We start from the raw sequence: 13,842 nt of genomic DNA on the forward strand, positions 1-13,842 counted from the left end.
GGCGCGCGGAGAGGAGTTCGATATGGATACATTGCCATGAGTACCGCAGGCAACGATGGGCGCTCCGGCCCGCATCCTCTCGCCCGCTAGCACTCTCTCCGGAAAGGTCGACGATGCCGATCACTCATGAGGTCCGGCCCCGCGCCAGCGCTGAGGGCCTGCCACGCACCGAGCAACTGGCCTGGAAGTTGGCTGAGGTTGCCTCCGATCCCGCGCCCGTTCCCGGTGATGTGGTGGACATGGTGATCAATCGGATCATCGACAACGCCGCCGTCGCCGCTGCCTCGCTGCTGCGCGAACCGGTGGTGGCCGCCCGGGCACAGGCGCTCGCCCACCCCTACTCTGCCGGGGCCACCGTCTTCGGGCGCAGTTCCGACCTTCGCGTCAGCCCGGAGTGGGCCGCCTGGGCGAACGGCGTGGCCGTGCGTGAGCTCGACTATCACGACACCTTCCTCGCCGCCGACTACTCCCACCCGGGAGACAACATCCCCCCCATCCTCGCCGTGGCGCAGCACACCGGCGCCAGTGGTGCCGATCTCGTCCGGGCGATCACCGTCGGCTACCAGATTCAGGTGGATCTGGTAGCAGCGATCAGCCTGCACAAGCACAAGATCGACCACATCGCCCACCTCGGCCCGAGCGCCGCCGCCGGTATCGGTACCCTGCTCGGCCTGGACGTCACCACGATCTTCCAGGCGATCGGACAGGCTCTGCACACGTGCACCGCCACCCGCCAGTCCCGCAAGGGGCAGATCTCCTCGTGGAAGGCCTACGCCCCCGCGTTCGCAGGCAAGGTGGCGGTGGAGTCGGTGGACCGGGCGATGCGCGGGCAGAGTTCACCGGAGCCGATCTATGAGGGCGAGGACGGCGTGATCGCCTGGCTGCTCGATGGCCCGGACGCGCGCTATCAGGTCACTCTGCCGGCCCCGGGGGAGGCGAAGACGGCGATCCTGCGCACCTACACCAAGGAGCACTCGGCCGAATACCAGTCCCAGGCGCTCATCGATCTGGCCCGCCGGTTGCACCGCACCCACCCGGAGTTGACCGACCCGACGAACGTGGCCGGCATCGTGATCCACACTAGTCACCACACGCACTACGTGATCGGTTCCGGCGCGAACGATCCGCAGAAGTACGACCCGAATGCGAGCAGGGAGACCCTGGACCACTCGATTCCCTACATCGTGGCGGTCGCCCTGCAGGACGGCGCCTGGCATCACGAGGCTTCCTACGCCCCTGAGCGCGCCGGCCGGGCGGACACGGTGGAGCTGTGGCGCAAGATCACCACGGCTGAAGATCCCGAGTGGACTCGGCGCTACCACAGTGAGGATCCGGCTGAGAAGGCGTTCGGGGGGCGGATGGAGATCACCCTCACCGATGGGCGCACGATCGTCGAGGAGATCGCAATGGCCGATGCGCACCCCCTGGGCGCGCGGCCGTTCGCCCGAGCCCAGTACGTGGAGAAGTTCCGCACGCTTGCCGACGGCGTCTGTGAGCCTGAGGAGATCTCTCGCTTTCTCGAGTTGGTCCAGCGCCTGCCCGAGCTCACCACCGAAGAGGTGGTGGGCCTCACCGTGGCCGCACGCCCCGGCCTCCTCGGCACAGTGCGTAACCCGAAGGGACTGTTCTGATGGCCCGCACCGATCGCGAGAAGGGGCACTGATGCTGCACGCACAGAGCACACCGGCGGCCAAGCGTGCCCGGTTGCGCGCCGACCTCGCTACGGGCCGCTTGCTGCGGTTTCCTGGGGCTCTGAACCCCCTCAGCGCCCGGCTGATCGCGGAGAAGGGCTTCGAGGGCGTCTACGTCTCCGGCGCCGTTCTCGCTGCCGACCTGGGCCTGCCGGACATCGGCCTGACCACATTGCCGGAGGTGGCCATGCGGTCGGGGCAGATCGCCCGGATGACCGACCTGCCCACGATCGTGGATGCGGATACCGGATTCGGTGAACCACTGAACCTCGCACGGACCGTGCAGACTCTCGAGGACGCAGGCTTGGCGGGCTGCCACATCGAAGACCAGGTCAATCCCAAGCGGTGCGGTCATCTCGAAGGAAAGTCCGTGGTGGACCTCCCCACGGCCGTCCAACGGATCGAGGCGGCCGTGAAGGCCCGGCGTGACCCAGACTTCCTCCTGATGGCACGCACCGACGTGCGCGCCCTGGAAGGGGTGGGGGCCGCCGTCGAACGGGCGAAGGCCTACGTGGATGCGGGGGCGGATGCGATCTTCGCCGAGGCGATGCGTGACCAGCGTGAGTTCGAGGCGATCGCATCCGCGGTGGACGTGCCTGTGCTGGCGAATATGACCGAGTTCGGCAAGTCCGAGCTCCTCACCACCGGTCAGCTCGCCGACGCCGGGGTGCAGATCGTGATCTACCCGGTGACTCTTTTCCGGCTCGCCATGGGCGCTGCCGAGGCAGGCCTGGACGAGATCGCCGCCGCCGGCTCCCAGGTGAACCTGGTGGAGCGGATGCAGACCCGCACACGCCTGTATGAACTGGTGGACTACGCCGGGTACGAGGCATTCGACGCCTCCGTCTACCGGGGCCCGACGAACTCCTGACTGAACTCCTGACGCAGCTATGCCGACAATGAGGAGGACACATGACTGACATGCACAAGGGCCTGGCAGGCGTGGTGGTGGACACCACCGCGATCTCGAAGGTCAACCCCGAGACCAACTCGCTGCTCTATCGCGGCTATCCCGTGCAGGAGCTGGCCGAGCACTGCTCGTTCGAGGAGGTCGCCCACCTGCTCTGGCATGGGGAGCTGCCCGGGCCGGACGAATTGGCCGAGTTCGAGAAGCTCGAGCGATCACTGCGCCCACTCGATTCGCGCACGCGAGAGCTCATCGACGCCTTGCCGACGACGGCCCATCCGATGGACGTGGTGCGCACGGCAGTCAGCCAGTTGGGCACCTTCGATGACACACTGTTGCAGCCGGATGGGCTGACCGACCGCACCCTCAACGAGGGGCGCGCGATGTACCTCTTCGCCCAGCTCCCGGCGATCGTGGCCTACGACCAGCGCCGCCGCCGCGGCGAGGATCTGATCGAGCCGCGCGCGGATCTGGGCTACTCGGCGAACTTCCTCTGGATGACCTTCGGGAGTGAACCGGCGCCGGCGGTGGAGCAGGCGTTCAACGTCTCGATGATCCTGTACGCCGAGCATTCATTCAATGCCTCCACCTTCACGGCGCGGGTGATCACGTCCACGTTGTCGGACCTGTACTCGGCGGTGACCGGGGCGGTCGGTGCGCTCAAGGGACCGCTGCACGGTGGTGCGAACGAGGCAGTGATGGCCGTCTTCGAGGAGATCGGCGATGCCGAGAAGGCTGACGAGTGGCTGGAGGCCGCCCTCGCCGAGAAGCGCAAGATCATGGGATTCGGGCACCGCGTCTACAAGAACGGCGATTCCCGCGTACCCACGATGAAGGCGGTGCTGGACGATCTGGTCGAGCACTCCGGCAGGCAGGATATGGGCGATCTCTACGCTGCCCTTGAGCAGGCGATGACCTCGCGCAAGAACATCCTGCCGAACCTCGACTACCCGGCTGGCCCCGCCTACCACCTGATGGGCTTCGATACGCCCACCTTCACACCACTGTTCGTTGCCTCCCGGGTGACCGGGTGGACCGCCCACATCATGGAGCAGTTGGAGGCCAATTCTCTGATCCGGCCGTTGAGCGAGTACGTCGGCCCGGAGCAGCGGGAAGTGCCGCCGGCCTCGTGATCCCGTGCCGAACGCACACGCGTGCGGCCCGCCACCGGTTGCTCTCGCACAGGGTGGCGTTCGGCTGAACGGCGGACGGGGCGAGCTGACAGGGTGGTGTAGGGTCTCAGCCATGCATTCGGTTCGTTGGTATTGGTTTGTGTCGGCTCCGGCCGCCGCGACCAGCTGACGCGCGCATCCGGAGCCGACCAGGGCGTGGACCATGAGGTCCGCGCCCTTCGCCATTGAGGCGGGCGCTCCGGAGCATCGGTGAGTTCGCCTCCACACTGTGAGGAACCACTGATGACCACCACTCCCACCGCCGAACGGACTGCCGCGGACACGGGTGACCTACGGGTGCGCCGCATGGATCCGCTCCCCACCCCCGGCGAAGTGCTCGCCGAGCTGCCCCTTCCCGCCTCGGTGGCAGAGCTCGTGGCCAGCGCTCGGGCCGATGCCGCCGACGTGCTCGCCGGGGCCGATGACCGGCTGCTCGTGATGGTCGGCCCGTGCAGTGTGCACGATCCGGTCGCCGCCATCGAGTACGCGAGCCGGCTGGCCAGGGTGGCCTCTCGGTTCAGCGACGACCTCGTGCTGGTGATGCGGGTCTACTTCGAGAAGCCGCGCACCACCACCGGGTGGAAGGGCCTCATCAACGATCCTGGCCTGGACGGCTCCTACGACATCCCGCGCGGCTTGCGCCTGGCCCGGCAGGTGCTGCTCGACGTGCTCGCCGAAGGGGTGCCGGCGGGGTGTGAGTTCCTGGAGACCACATCCCCGCAGTACATCGCGGACACGGTCAGCTACGGCGCGATCGGCGCCCGCACTGTGGAATCGCAGGTGCACCGCCAGCTCGCCTCCGGGCTGTCCATGCCGGTGGGGTTCAAGAACTCCTCCGACGGCGATGTGCAGGTCGCCGTGGACGCCTGCGTGGCCGCCGCCGCGCCGCAGGCATTCCTGGGTGTGGATACGCAGGCGCGGGCCGCGCTCGTGGAGACGGCCGGTAACCCGGACTCGCACGTGATCCTGCGTGGCGGGCGCCGCGGACCGAACTACGGTGCCGAGCACGTCCGTGCGGTGGCGGAGCGGCTCGCCGGCGTCGGCCGGGCCGGTGTGATGGTGGACGCCAGCCACGGAAACTCCGGGAAGGACCATGTGCGCCAGGCGCAGGTGGCCGGTGAGATCGCCGACGCTGTCGCTGCCGGGGAGCGCTCCATTGCGGGGGTGATGCTGGAGAGCTTCCTCGTGGAAGGGCGCCAGGAGCCGGCGCCGAGCGGGTTGATGTACGGCCAGTCGGTCACGGATGCGTGCATGTCTTGGGAGGTCACTGAAGGCGTGCTCGAGCGTCTTGCGATCGCCGCTGCCACCCGCCGCCGGGTGTGACGGGCTGTCTCTCTGGCTGGCCGCTCACCTCTCACCCGAGCGCCAACCCGTGCGGCGTTCTGAAACACACGCCGCACGGGTTGGCGCTCGGCACTATGAGGGGCGGCGATACGGAGGCGGCGGCTTGGGTCCCTTCGCTACGCTGCCGCTGTACGAGTGTTGCCCGGGGCCGGCCGCGTCGGCACGTGAGTCGGCATCACGAGTTGGCCACAGTCAGAAGGAGAGTAGCCATGACCACAGTGTCCGCACCCGAACCCGTCGCGTCGTTCATCGAGACCGTCAACGCCCACGACGAGGACGGCTTCCTCGATGCGTTCGCTGCCGACGGCTTCGTCGATGACTGGGGCCGGATCTTCACCGGCCGCGCCGAGATCAAGGGCTGGAGCGACAAGGAGTTCATCGGCGCCACCGGCGTGCTGACTCCCACGTCGGTGACGGTCGATGGTGACATCGTCGTCGTCATCGGAGATTGGCGCAGCACCCACGCGAACGGCTTGTCCCGCTTCGAGTTCCGCACCGCAGGGGACAAGCTTGCCTCGATGACCATCCGCGAGGGCTGAGCTCTGCGGCGCATGCGCCGAGTCAGAGTCCCCTGAGTCCGTCGAACCCGCTCCGCACCTGAGTGCGGCCCGTCCCCAAGGCTGCCCATGTCTGTTCTCGCCCGCCCACAGGAGCGCCGCTCCGAAGTTGGCCCCGCCGAACTGTTCTTCGATCTCGTCTACGTCTTCGCGATCATCCAGCTCTCCCACCTGCTGCTGCACCACCTCTCCTGGCATGGCGCGGCGCAGACCGTGATCGTGTTCGCCGCCGTGTGGTGGGGGTGGAATTACACCGCGTGGGCCATGAACTGGCTCGACCCGCGGCGCACCGCAGTGCATCTGATCACCGGGGTGCTGATGCTCGCCTCCCTCGGGATGGCGGTGGCGATTCCGAGCGCCTTCGGCGACAAGGCGTGGCTCTTCGTGGCCTGCTACCTGTTCGCCGGCGTGCTGCGCCCCGTGGTCATGATGGTGGCTTTCCGTGGCCAGCAGATGGCCACGAACTACCGGATGCTCCTGCTGTGGACGCTGGGTGCCGGCATCTTCTGGGTGGCGGGCGCCGTCGTCGATCCGGATCTGCGGCTGTGGCTCTGGTTGGTTGCGGTGCTCGTGGATTACGCGGCGCCGATCGCGAACTTCAAGGTACCCGGGGTGGGCGCGGCCCCGATGCATCTGTGGGACACCGATGCCGAGCATCTCGCCGAGCGTAATCGCCTGGTCTTCATCATTGCCCTGGGTGAGTCAATTCTGCTGATGGGCGGTGCGGTGGTGGACGAGGGCGTCCTCACGGGCTCACTCGCGCTCAGCCTCTTCCTCGGCTTCGCCGGCCTGTTCGTGCTCTGGTGGAATTACTTCGCGCTCGCCGGTCACGATGTGCACGGGGGTGACACCTCGACGGCGGCCCTGCGCTCCGCCTTCGCCTACGCCCACGCGTTCATGGTGCTGGGCGCCATCCTGTTCGCCGTATCCGTGGAGCTGCGCCTTTCGCATGAGCACCTCACGCCCACGGTGGTGATCGTGACCGTGGCTGGTCCGCTGGTCTACCTGGTGGGCAACCTGCTGTACCTGGGTTCGCGGTTCGGCCGGTTCGCCCGATCCCGGTTCGTGGCGATGGCGGCGTTGGTGGTGATCGGTATCGCGGGCGTGCTCACCGCCGATCAGTTCCCACCGATCGTGCTGAGCCTGGCGGTGCTCGCCGTCACCGGGTCACTGGCAGCTCTGACGGCGTACGGTCGGCGTTCGGCCTGACCCCGCCCCGCACCCCACAGCACACCACGCCCCACACGCAGAGCTCAGCGTTCGGGAGGGCGATCAGCGGATGAAGCGAGTCCCCGCGGCCGGGTCGTAGGCGAGCGCGTCGGCGATGCGCTGCCGAGAGGACTCCTGCAGATCCGCGGGTAGCGCATCCGGGGCGAACCAGGCCACGTCGAGCGACTCGTCGTCGCCCACGTGGGCCTCGCCTGAGATGTACCGGCACAGGAAGGTGAGATCGAGGTAACTGGCCTGGTCCCCGTTCGGGTAGGTGATCTGCTCCCCGCTCATCACCGAGACCAGCGCGTCCGCCTCGGCCCGGACGCCGGTCTCCTCCGCAACCTCCCGGATCGCTGCTATCGCAGGCTGCTCACCCGGATCGAGGATTCCGCTGATCACGGCCCAGCGCCCGGTATCGGCCCGCTGCCCCAGCAAGATCCGGCCCTCGGGATCGAGCACCACGGCACTCACCCCGGAGAGCCACAGGGGTGCGGTGCCCACATGCCGGCGCAGTTCGAGGACGAAATCTGGGACTGGCATGGACCGATCCTCGCACGGGTGCCTCGCGCCACCGCGCCTGTCGCTGTCATTCGAATCCACGTGCCCGGTTCGAATCCGCTACCGAGGGCGCGCAACGGGATTCAAACCTGGGAAGGGGATTCCTACGGTGACGCGGTCTACGAAAGGCGCGGGCCGCCGTCGTGGGCCACTACGATCTGGCGGGGCCACGAGCGTGGCCCGCTCGGACGAGACGAGGGAGAACTGTGCCCACCTGGACGGTGTACCGGGACGGAAAGAGCATCGCGCCAGGAGAGGTGGTGGCGCCCAGGCAGCGATTGAGTTGGCCGCGCACCATCGGCATCGGTGCACAGCATGTGGTGGCGATGTTCGGTGCCACGTTCCTGGTGCCGTTGCTGACTGGGTTCCCGCCGGCGACCACGCTGTTCTTCTCCGCGATCGGGACGGCCGGGTTCCTGCTGATCACCCGCGGCCGGGTGCCGAGCTACCTGGGGTCGTCTTTCGCGTTCATCGCCCCCATCGGTGCCGCGACGGCGTCGCAAGGGATGGCCTCGGCCCTCGGGGGAGTGCTCGTGGTCGGTGTGTTGCTCGCCATGGTAGGCCTCGTGGTCCATCTCGCCGGGGCGCGCTGGATCGATGTAGTGATGCCGCCGATCGTCACCGGCACGATCGTGGCACTGATTGGTCTGAACCTCGCCCCTGCGGCCTGGGACAACGTGCAGTCTGCCCCCGTGACGGCGGTGGTCACCATCGCTGCCATCGTGCTGATCACCGTGCTGTTCCGGGGCCTGCTGGGCCGGTTGGCAATCCTGCTCGGTGTGCTGGTGGGCTATGCGGTCGCAGTGGTTCGTGGTGAGGTCGGCTTCGACGCCGTGCAGGATGCCGCCTGGGTGGGCCTGCCGCAATTCACCGCTCCGCACTTCGAAGTCGCGGTGCTCGGGCTGTTCGTGCCGGTGGTGCTGGTGCTGATCGCGGAAAACGTCGGCCACGTGAAGTCCGTGGCCGCGATGACCGGTGAGAACCTCGACGATGTGATGGGGCGCGCACTGCTGGCCGACGGTGTGGCGACGACGCTCGCCGGCGCCGGCGGCGGTTCGGGTACGACCACGTATGCCGAGAACATCGGCGTCATGGCGGCCACCAAGGTGTACTCGACGGCCGCGTACTGGGTGGCGGCAGGAGTCGCGCTGTTGCTGAGCCTGTCCCCGAAGTTCGGCGAGCTGGTGGCCACGGTGCCGGTCGGTGTGCTCGGCGGTGCTGGCACAGTGCTGTACGGCCTGATCGGCATCCTCGGCGCGCGCATCTGGGTGCAGAACAAGGTCGACTTCTCCGACCCGGTGAACCTCACAACCGCGGGCATCGCGCTGGTTGTGGGGATCGCGAACTTCACGTGGGTCGCCGGGGATATGACGTTCGAGGGTATTGCTCTGGGCACGGCCGCAGCGCTGGGGATCTACCACGTCATGCGTGCTGTCGCCCGGTGGCGGGGCACGTCGGCGGAGCCGGTGAGCCCGGCGTCGGCGGCCAGGGAAGGCTGACGGTAGCCTGCGCCAGTCCTGTGGCTACGGCTGCGGCGGGCGTGTGGCACGGCGGGTGACGCCGTCGGTGCCGTGGACCAGATCGAGCAGGTGGCTGAGCACAGTTCCGGCCTGCGTCACGGCACTGGCTCCGGCTCGCTCGACGAGGGCGTACTCCAGTTCGGTCCGAGCCTGGCGACTGTCGGTGACGAGTTCGTGCCCGCGCTCGGTCAGCGACAGCCTCCGGACTCGCGCATCGTCGGCGTCGGCTGCGCGCTGCACGTACCCGAGGCTCTCGAGCTCTCGCACGTACTTGGACGCGGCCTGCTGAGTGACGCCCAGATGAGCCGCCAGCTCGGTCACGGTGGGCCCGCCGTCGATCAGGTGCTGGATGACGTAGCCGTGCGACGTCCGCACGCCCTGATGGCCGAGGCGGTGCAGCCGCTCGAGCAGGTAGTCGTTGGCGGCCGATCCGGTCAGCCAGGCGAGGGTGGCGATGTCGAGGGACGCGGGGTGGACGGCAGGCATGCCTCAGTTTCGCACAACCATGGTTGAGCATTCGTAGATCAACAACTACGGTTGTGGATATGAGAACTCAGAACGAAGCCGATGCGCCGCCGACGACTGCATCCGAGAGTGAGCCGTTCACCGTGCTCCGCAGGCTCCACGAGGCGCTGGAATCCGGAGGACATGGAGAGCAGTTGCGTGAGCTCTTCGCGCCGGAGGCAGAGCTGGTGGAGCGACCGAATGTGCTCAAACCGGATGGAGCCACAGCGACCGTCGGGGACATGATCGCCGCATCCACGGCTGGGGCGTCACTGCTCGCTGTGCAGCGCTACGCGGTGCACGCATGTGTGACAGCGGGGGATGAGGTGGCGGTCCGCCTGACCTGGGAGGGTGAGGTGGCAGCCGACGCCGGCCCGTTCCGTCGCGGGCAGATGCTCACCGCTCATATCGCCCAGTTCGCGACAGTTCAGGACGGGCGGATCGTTCGTCTGGAGACCTTCGACTGCTACGAGCCGTTCGATCGGTAGGCCGGGTGGTGGGAGCCGCCGCTGCGCTCCTTCCGCTCCATTCGGGGTCAAACAATAGAACGCTGGCGAGCGCCCCCTCGTTCGGAGGTGCTCGCCAGCGTTCGTGTGTCGGGGTGACAGGATTTGAACCTGCGACCTCTTCGTCCCGAACGAAGCGCGCTACCAAGCTGCGCCACACCCCGGAGCAGCCTGGCCAGGATAGCGGAGCATCGGCCCTGGAGCGAAACTGGCCGTGTGCGCGGGGTCACATTCGCCCGCATGTGGTGGATCGACGGTGGCGCGATCGGCGCGATCGGCGCGATCGCATCTGCCGCATGGCACGGCAGGCTGGTCAGGTTCGCGAAGTGAGGGTCACCAGGGTGACGCTCGGCCGGCACGCGAATCGCACGGGCGTGTATGGGCTGGTGCCGATCCCGTTGCTCACATGCAGCCATGCAGAACCGGGATCGCCGGCAGTCCCGGGCCACCCGCTGAGCCCACTAGCGCGGCTGGTGTCGAGGTCGCAATTGGTCACCAGAGCTCCGTAGCCGGGCACGCACAGTTGCCCGCCGTGCGTGTGACCGGCGAGGATCACCTCGCATCCGTCCGCGTGCATCGTGTTCAGCACCCGCTGGTAGGGCGCGTGTGCGACGCCCAGCCGCACCGCCGCGCTCGCATCGGAAGGGGCGTCCTCGCGAGCAGGGAAGCTGTCCCGGTCCAGGTGTGGATCGTCGACTCCGACCAGCTCGAACTCGACGCCTCGAACGGTGAGCGTGTCGCGCCGATTCGTCAGGTCTCGCCACCCGGCGGCGGAGAACGCCTTGCCCAGCTCCCGCCCAGGCAGATTCTCCGGGGGTTGATCGCCAGAGTCCGGTCGGCGAGGGTCGGCGAGGAGGTATCGGGCTGGGTTTTTCGCCTGCGGGCCGAAGTAGTCGTTGGAGCCCATCACGAATGCGCCAGGGCGAGTCAGGAGTGGCTCAAGTGCGTGCAGCACCGCGGGCAAGGCGCGGCGGTGCGCCATGTTGTCGCCGGTGTTGACCACCAGATCCGGTTCGAGTGCCGCCAAACTGCGCAGCCATGCGATCGTGCGGTGCTGGCGGGGGAGCAGGTGCAGGTCCGAGATGTGCAGTAGCCGGATCTCCGGCGCCGTGGGCGCCAGGATCGGGATCCGCACCTGGCGCACGGTGTAGGCCCGAGCTTCGAGAAGGGACCAGCCGAGCACACCGAGTCCGACGGCAGCCACGGCACCTACCGCGGTGAGGGCGCCCCGGGCGGGGCCTGACGGAGTTGAGGAAGACATCACCAGTGGTCGGTGTCAGTCGTCGTCGTTGTTGCCGCGACCATTGCCATTCCCGCCGCCATTGCCGTTTCCGCCGCCATTGCCCGAACCGCCGCCGTTGTCATCGTCGTCGTCATCGGACTCGTCCTCTTCCGGTTCGGCCCCGTTGCTGATGATCAGCCCCACGGAGGATCCGGGGCGCAACTGCGATCCGGCCCCTGGATTGGTGCCGATCACGTTACCTGCAGGCACGCTGTCGCTGTAGGTGGTGGCACTGGCGCGGGGTTGGAATCCGGAGGCGCGCAGCGTGCTCTCGGCGTCACTTTGGCTCATCCCGACCACACTGGGCACCGCGCGGCGCTCACCGTAGATCTCGCGATCGTTCGCTTCCGGGAACTCCTCCACATCCATGCCCTCGGTGGCCTCGGACATATAGTCCTGCCAGATCGGGGCCGCGATGTTCCCGCCATACCAGTACTGACGGGTGACACCGTTGATCGTCTCGCCGATCATCGATCCGGTGCCCTCGGAGTACCCCACCCAGGCAGCCGTGGCGAGTTGCGGTGTGTAGCCCACGAACCACGCGGCGGAGTCGTCGTTCGCCGTCCCGGTCTTGCCCGCGATGGGACGCCCGGAGAGCTGGGCGTTCTCGCCTGTACCACCGGGGCCCGCCACCTCCTGCAGCGCGTAGTTCATGGCGTTCGCGACCCGGGGTTCGAGTACTTGGTTGCATTCCGCGTCCGGCACGGGAATGTCTTCACCGTCCTGGTTCACCACCCGCTCGATCGCGATCGGCGTGCAGTAGGTGCCACCGGAGGCGTAGGTGGCGAAGGCGGCCGCCATGGTCAGCGGTGCCACCTCGTTCGCTCCCAGGGCCATGGACGGCACCACGGCCATCGAGTAGTCCCCGTACGGTTCGTCATAGCCCGGACCGGTATACGGCTCGCCGGGTTCGACTGTGGCGTGGTGGAAACCCATGCGTTGCACCGTGTCAGCAATATCGCACTGATTGAGCTGGTTCGACATATTCGCGAACGCTGTGTTCACCGACTGGCGCGTGGCGTCGAGCACAGTCATCTGCGAGCCGCCGGCACTTTCTAGGTTGGCCGGCTCCCAGGCATTGACATCGACGAACTGCGGCAGACACGTGTTCCAGGAGGAGCGTGGGAAGGACTGGTTGTCAGTACCGTCCACCCGCTCGCTCAGTGAGTGCCCGTCGATGAGCCACTGCGTGAGGATGAACGCCTTGAAGGTCGAGCCGGTCTGGAACCCTCGCGATCCGCCGTGGGACTGGTCGGTGTTGAAGTTCACTTGCGTCGCGCGTGGGTTGTCCTCTGTGGCCGCGCCGTACGGGGTGTTCTGCGCCATCGCGAGAATTCGTCCGGTGCCCGGTTCGACCGTGGACGTGGCGGTGGACACGCCCGACTCATCGTCGATCGGGATGTTCTCCACCAAGGCGTCGTAGGCGTCCTGCTGCATGTCCGGGTCGATCGTGGTCTCGATCCGCAGACCGCCACGGACCAGGAGCTGATAACGATCGGCCTGGGTCTCACCGAACTCCGGACTCCGCAGTACCTCGGCCCGGACGTAGTCGCAGAAGTACGCCGCTGTCCCTGCGGTGGCGCACCCGTTCGGGGTCCGTTGTACATCGTCGCCGAGCATGTCCTCGATCGGAGTGGCGACGGCTTCGTCGAACTCCTCCTGGGTGATCTTCTCCTGGTTGAGCATCAGCCGGAGCACTGTGTCGCGGCGAATCTGTGCGTTCTCCGGATTGACCACCGGGTTGTGCTTGGCCGGATTCTGGGTGATCCCGGCCAGTAGTGCGGCCTCGGCCACGGTGAGTTCGGCGGCGCTGTGCGAGAAGAAGTACCGGGAGGCGGCCTCCACGCCGTACTGCGACGGGCCGAACTGCGCGATGTTCAGGTACCCCTCGAGGATCTCGTCTTTACTGCGTTGCTGCTCCAATGCGATCGCCAGCTTCGCCTCACGGAGCTTACGGCCGAGGGTAGGTGCGGTGGCCGCGGCGATCGCGTCGGCATCTTCGGCGCGCCGGCCGGCCTCGATCAGCACGTTCTTCACGTACTGCTGGGTCAGGGTCGACCCGCCCTGATCACTCATACCGAGCACGTTCTGGACGGCGGCACGCATGATCCCTTCCGGGTCCACCCCGCCATGGTCGTAGAAGCGCTGGTCTTCCACGGCCACCACGGCCAGTTGGACGTTCTCGGAGATCCGATCCATCGGCCGCACGATTCGGTCCTCGAGGTAGAAGCGCGCGAGCACCGAACCGTCCGAGGCCAGGATCACGCTCTGCTCGGAGAGTTCCTCGCTGCCCAGTTCAGTGGGCAGTTCGTCGAACATCCGCGTGGCGGCGTCGGTGGTCGCACCGAGGGCGGCCACGGCCGGCATGACGAAGCCCGCCGAGAGCACGCCGCCTACGCCCGCGACCATCAGGAACGCGAGGAACATGGAGACCAACTGCGCCACGTTGACCGTGCGAGAGGTCGCTCGTGAAGGAGGAGCCATACCCCAAGAGTACGTTGCCCGGCTGACCCGTGGCCCATCTCGACTTTCGTTGTGGCCGGATTCGAGATATAACGCTCGTGGCGACTGTGATCGCTGACGTTGACA

The 13,842-nt window shown here is 67.3% G+C and carries 12 protein-coding genes and 1 tRNA gene; 8 read left to right on the forward strand and 5 right to left on the reverse strand.

Translation table 11 applies throughout. From position 1 onward, the window contains the following. Positions 1–113: 113 nt before the first annotated feature. From LQF10_RS03095 to LQF10_RS03120, 6 genes are all read left to right on the forward strand, one after another. Positions 114–1,631: an MmgE/PrpD family protein gene (locus tag LQF10_RS03095; RefSeq protein WP_231066040.1), complete on the forward strand. Its 1,518-nt coding sequence runs from the start codon at positions 114–116 to the stop codon at positions 1,629–1,631. A gap of 31 nt (positions 1,632–1,662) precedes the next feature. Then, complete coding sequence (prpB, locus tag LQF10_RS03100) at positions 1,663–2,562, forward strand: methylisocitrate lyase (RefSeq protein WP_231066041.1); 900 nt, start codon at positions 1,663–1,665, stop codon at positions 2,560–2,562. Positions 2,563–2,603: 41 nt separating this feature from the next. After that, the gene (locus tag LQF10_RS03105; protein WP_231066042.1) at positions 2,604–3,731 is read left to right on the forward strand and encodes a bifunctional 2-methylcitrate synthase/citrate synthase; all 1,128 of its coding nucleotides are present in this window, start codon (positions 2,604–2,606) and stop codon (positions 3,729–3,731) included. A 282-nt stretch (positions 3,732–4,013) separates the two neighbouring features. After that, on the forward strand, positions 4,014–5,093 hold the full coding sequence (locus tag LQF10_RS03110) for a 3-deoxy-7-phosphoheptulonate synthase (RefSeq protein ID WP_231066043.1): 1,080 nt from the start codon (positions 4,014–4,016) through the stop codon (positions 5,091–5,093). A gap of 230 nt (positions 5,094–5,323) precedes the next feature. Continuing rightward, a complete protein-coding gene (locus tag LQF10_RS03115) occupies positions 5,324–5,653 on the forward strand; it encodes a nuclear transport factor 2 family protein (RefSeq protein ID WP_231066044.1) in 330 nt (109 codons plus the stop codon). A gap of 87 nt (positions 5,654–5,740) precedes the next feature. After that, positions 5,741–6,880, forward strand: a complete 1,140-nt coding sequence (locus LQF10_RS03120) for a low temperature requirement protein A (RefSeq protein WP_231066045.1) — start codon at positions 5,741–5,743, stop codon at positions 6,878–6,880. A 63-nt stretch (positions 6,881–6,943) separates the two neighbouring features. Here LQF10_RS03120 and LQF10_RS03125 read toward each other — a convergent pair whose 3' ends face one another. Further along, complete coding sequence (locus LQF10_RS03125) at positions 6,944–7,423, reverse strand: NUDIX hydrolase (protein WP_231066046.1); 480 nt, start codon at positions 7,421–7,423, stop codon at positions 6,944–6,946. A gap of 224 nt (positions 7,424–7,647) precedes the next feature. On the opposite strand from LQF10_RS03125, the gene LQF10_RS03130 reads away from it, so the two are divergent. After that, the gene (locus tag LQF10_RS03130; protein ID WP_231066047.1) at positions 7,648–8,940 is read left to right on the forward strand and encodes a uracil-xanthine permease family protein; all 1,293 of its coding nucleotides are present in this window, start codon (positions 7,648–7,650) and stop codon (positions 8,938–8,940) included. A 24-nt stretch (positions 8,941–8,964) separates the two neighbouring features. On the opposite strand, the gene LQF10_RS03135 is transcribed toward LQF10_RS03130, so the two are convergent. Continuing rightward, positions 8,965–9,447: a MarR family winged helix-turn-helix transcriptional regulator gene (locus tag LQF10_RS03135; RefSeq protein ID WP_231066048.1), complete on the reverse strand. Its 483-nt coding sequence runs from the start codon at positions 9,445–9,447 to the stop codon at positions 8,965–8,967. A 59-nt stretch (positions 9,448–9,506) separates the two neighbouring features. Here LQF10_RS03135 and LQF10_RS03140 point away from each other — a divergent pair, with 59 nt between their 5' ends. Then, positions 9,507–9,953 carry a nuclear transport factor 2 family protein gene (locus tag LQF10_RS03140; protein WP_231066049.1) on the forward strand — a complete coding sequence of 149 codons (447 nt, stop codon included), beginning with the start codon at positions 9,507–9,509 and terminating at the stop codon, positions 9,951–9,953. Between the two features lie 108 nt (positions 9,954–10,061). Here LQF10_RS03140 and LQF10_RS03145 read toward each other — a convergent pair. The 3 genes from LQF10_RS03145 to LQF10_RS03155 all read right to left on the reverse strand — a co-directional run bounded on the left by LQF10_RS03145 (position 10,062) and on the right by LQF10_RS03155 (position 13,737). Continuing rightward, a tRNA-Pro gene (locus tag LQF10_RS03145) sits at positions 10,062–10,135 on the reverse strand. 149 nt (positions 10,136–10,284) lie between these two features. Further along, a complete protein-coding gene (locus LQF10_RS03150; protein WP_231066050.1) occupies positions 10,285–11,232 on the reverse strand; it encodes a metallophosphoesterase in 948 nt (315 codons plus the stop codon). A 15-nt stretch (positions 11,233–11,247) separates the two neighbouring features. After that, entirely contained in the window at positions 11,248–13,737 is a 2,490-nt protein-coding gene (locus LQF10_RS03155) for a penicillin-binding protein (protein WP_231066051.1), read from the reverse strand. Between the last annotated feature and the right edge of the window lie 105 nt (positions 13,738–13,842).

This window comes from Ruania halotolerans, from assembly GCF_021049285.1.
Classification (GTDB): domain Bacteria; phylum Actinomycetota; class Actinomycetes; order Actinomycetales; family Beutenbergiaceae; genus Ruania; species Ruania halotolerans.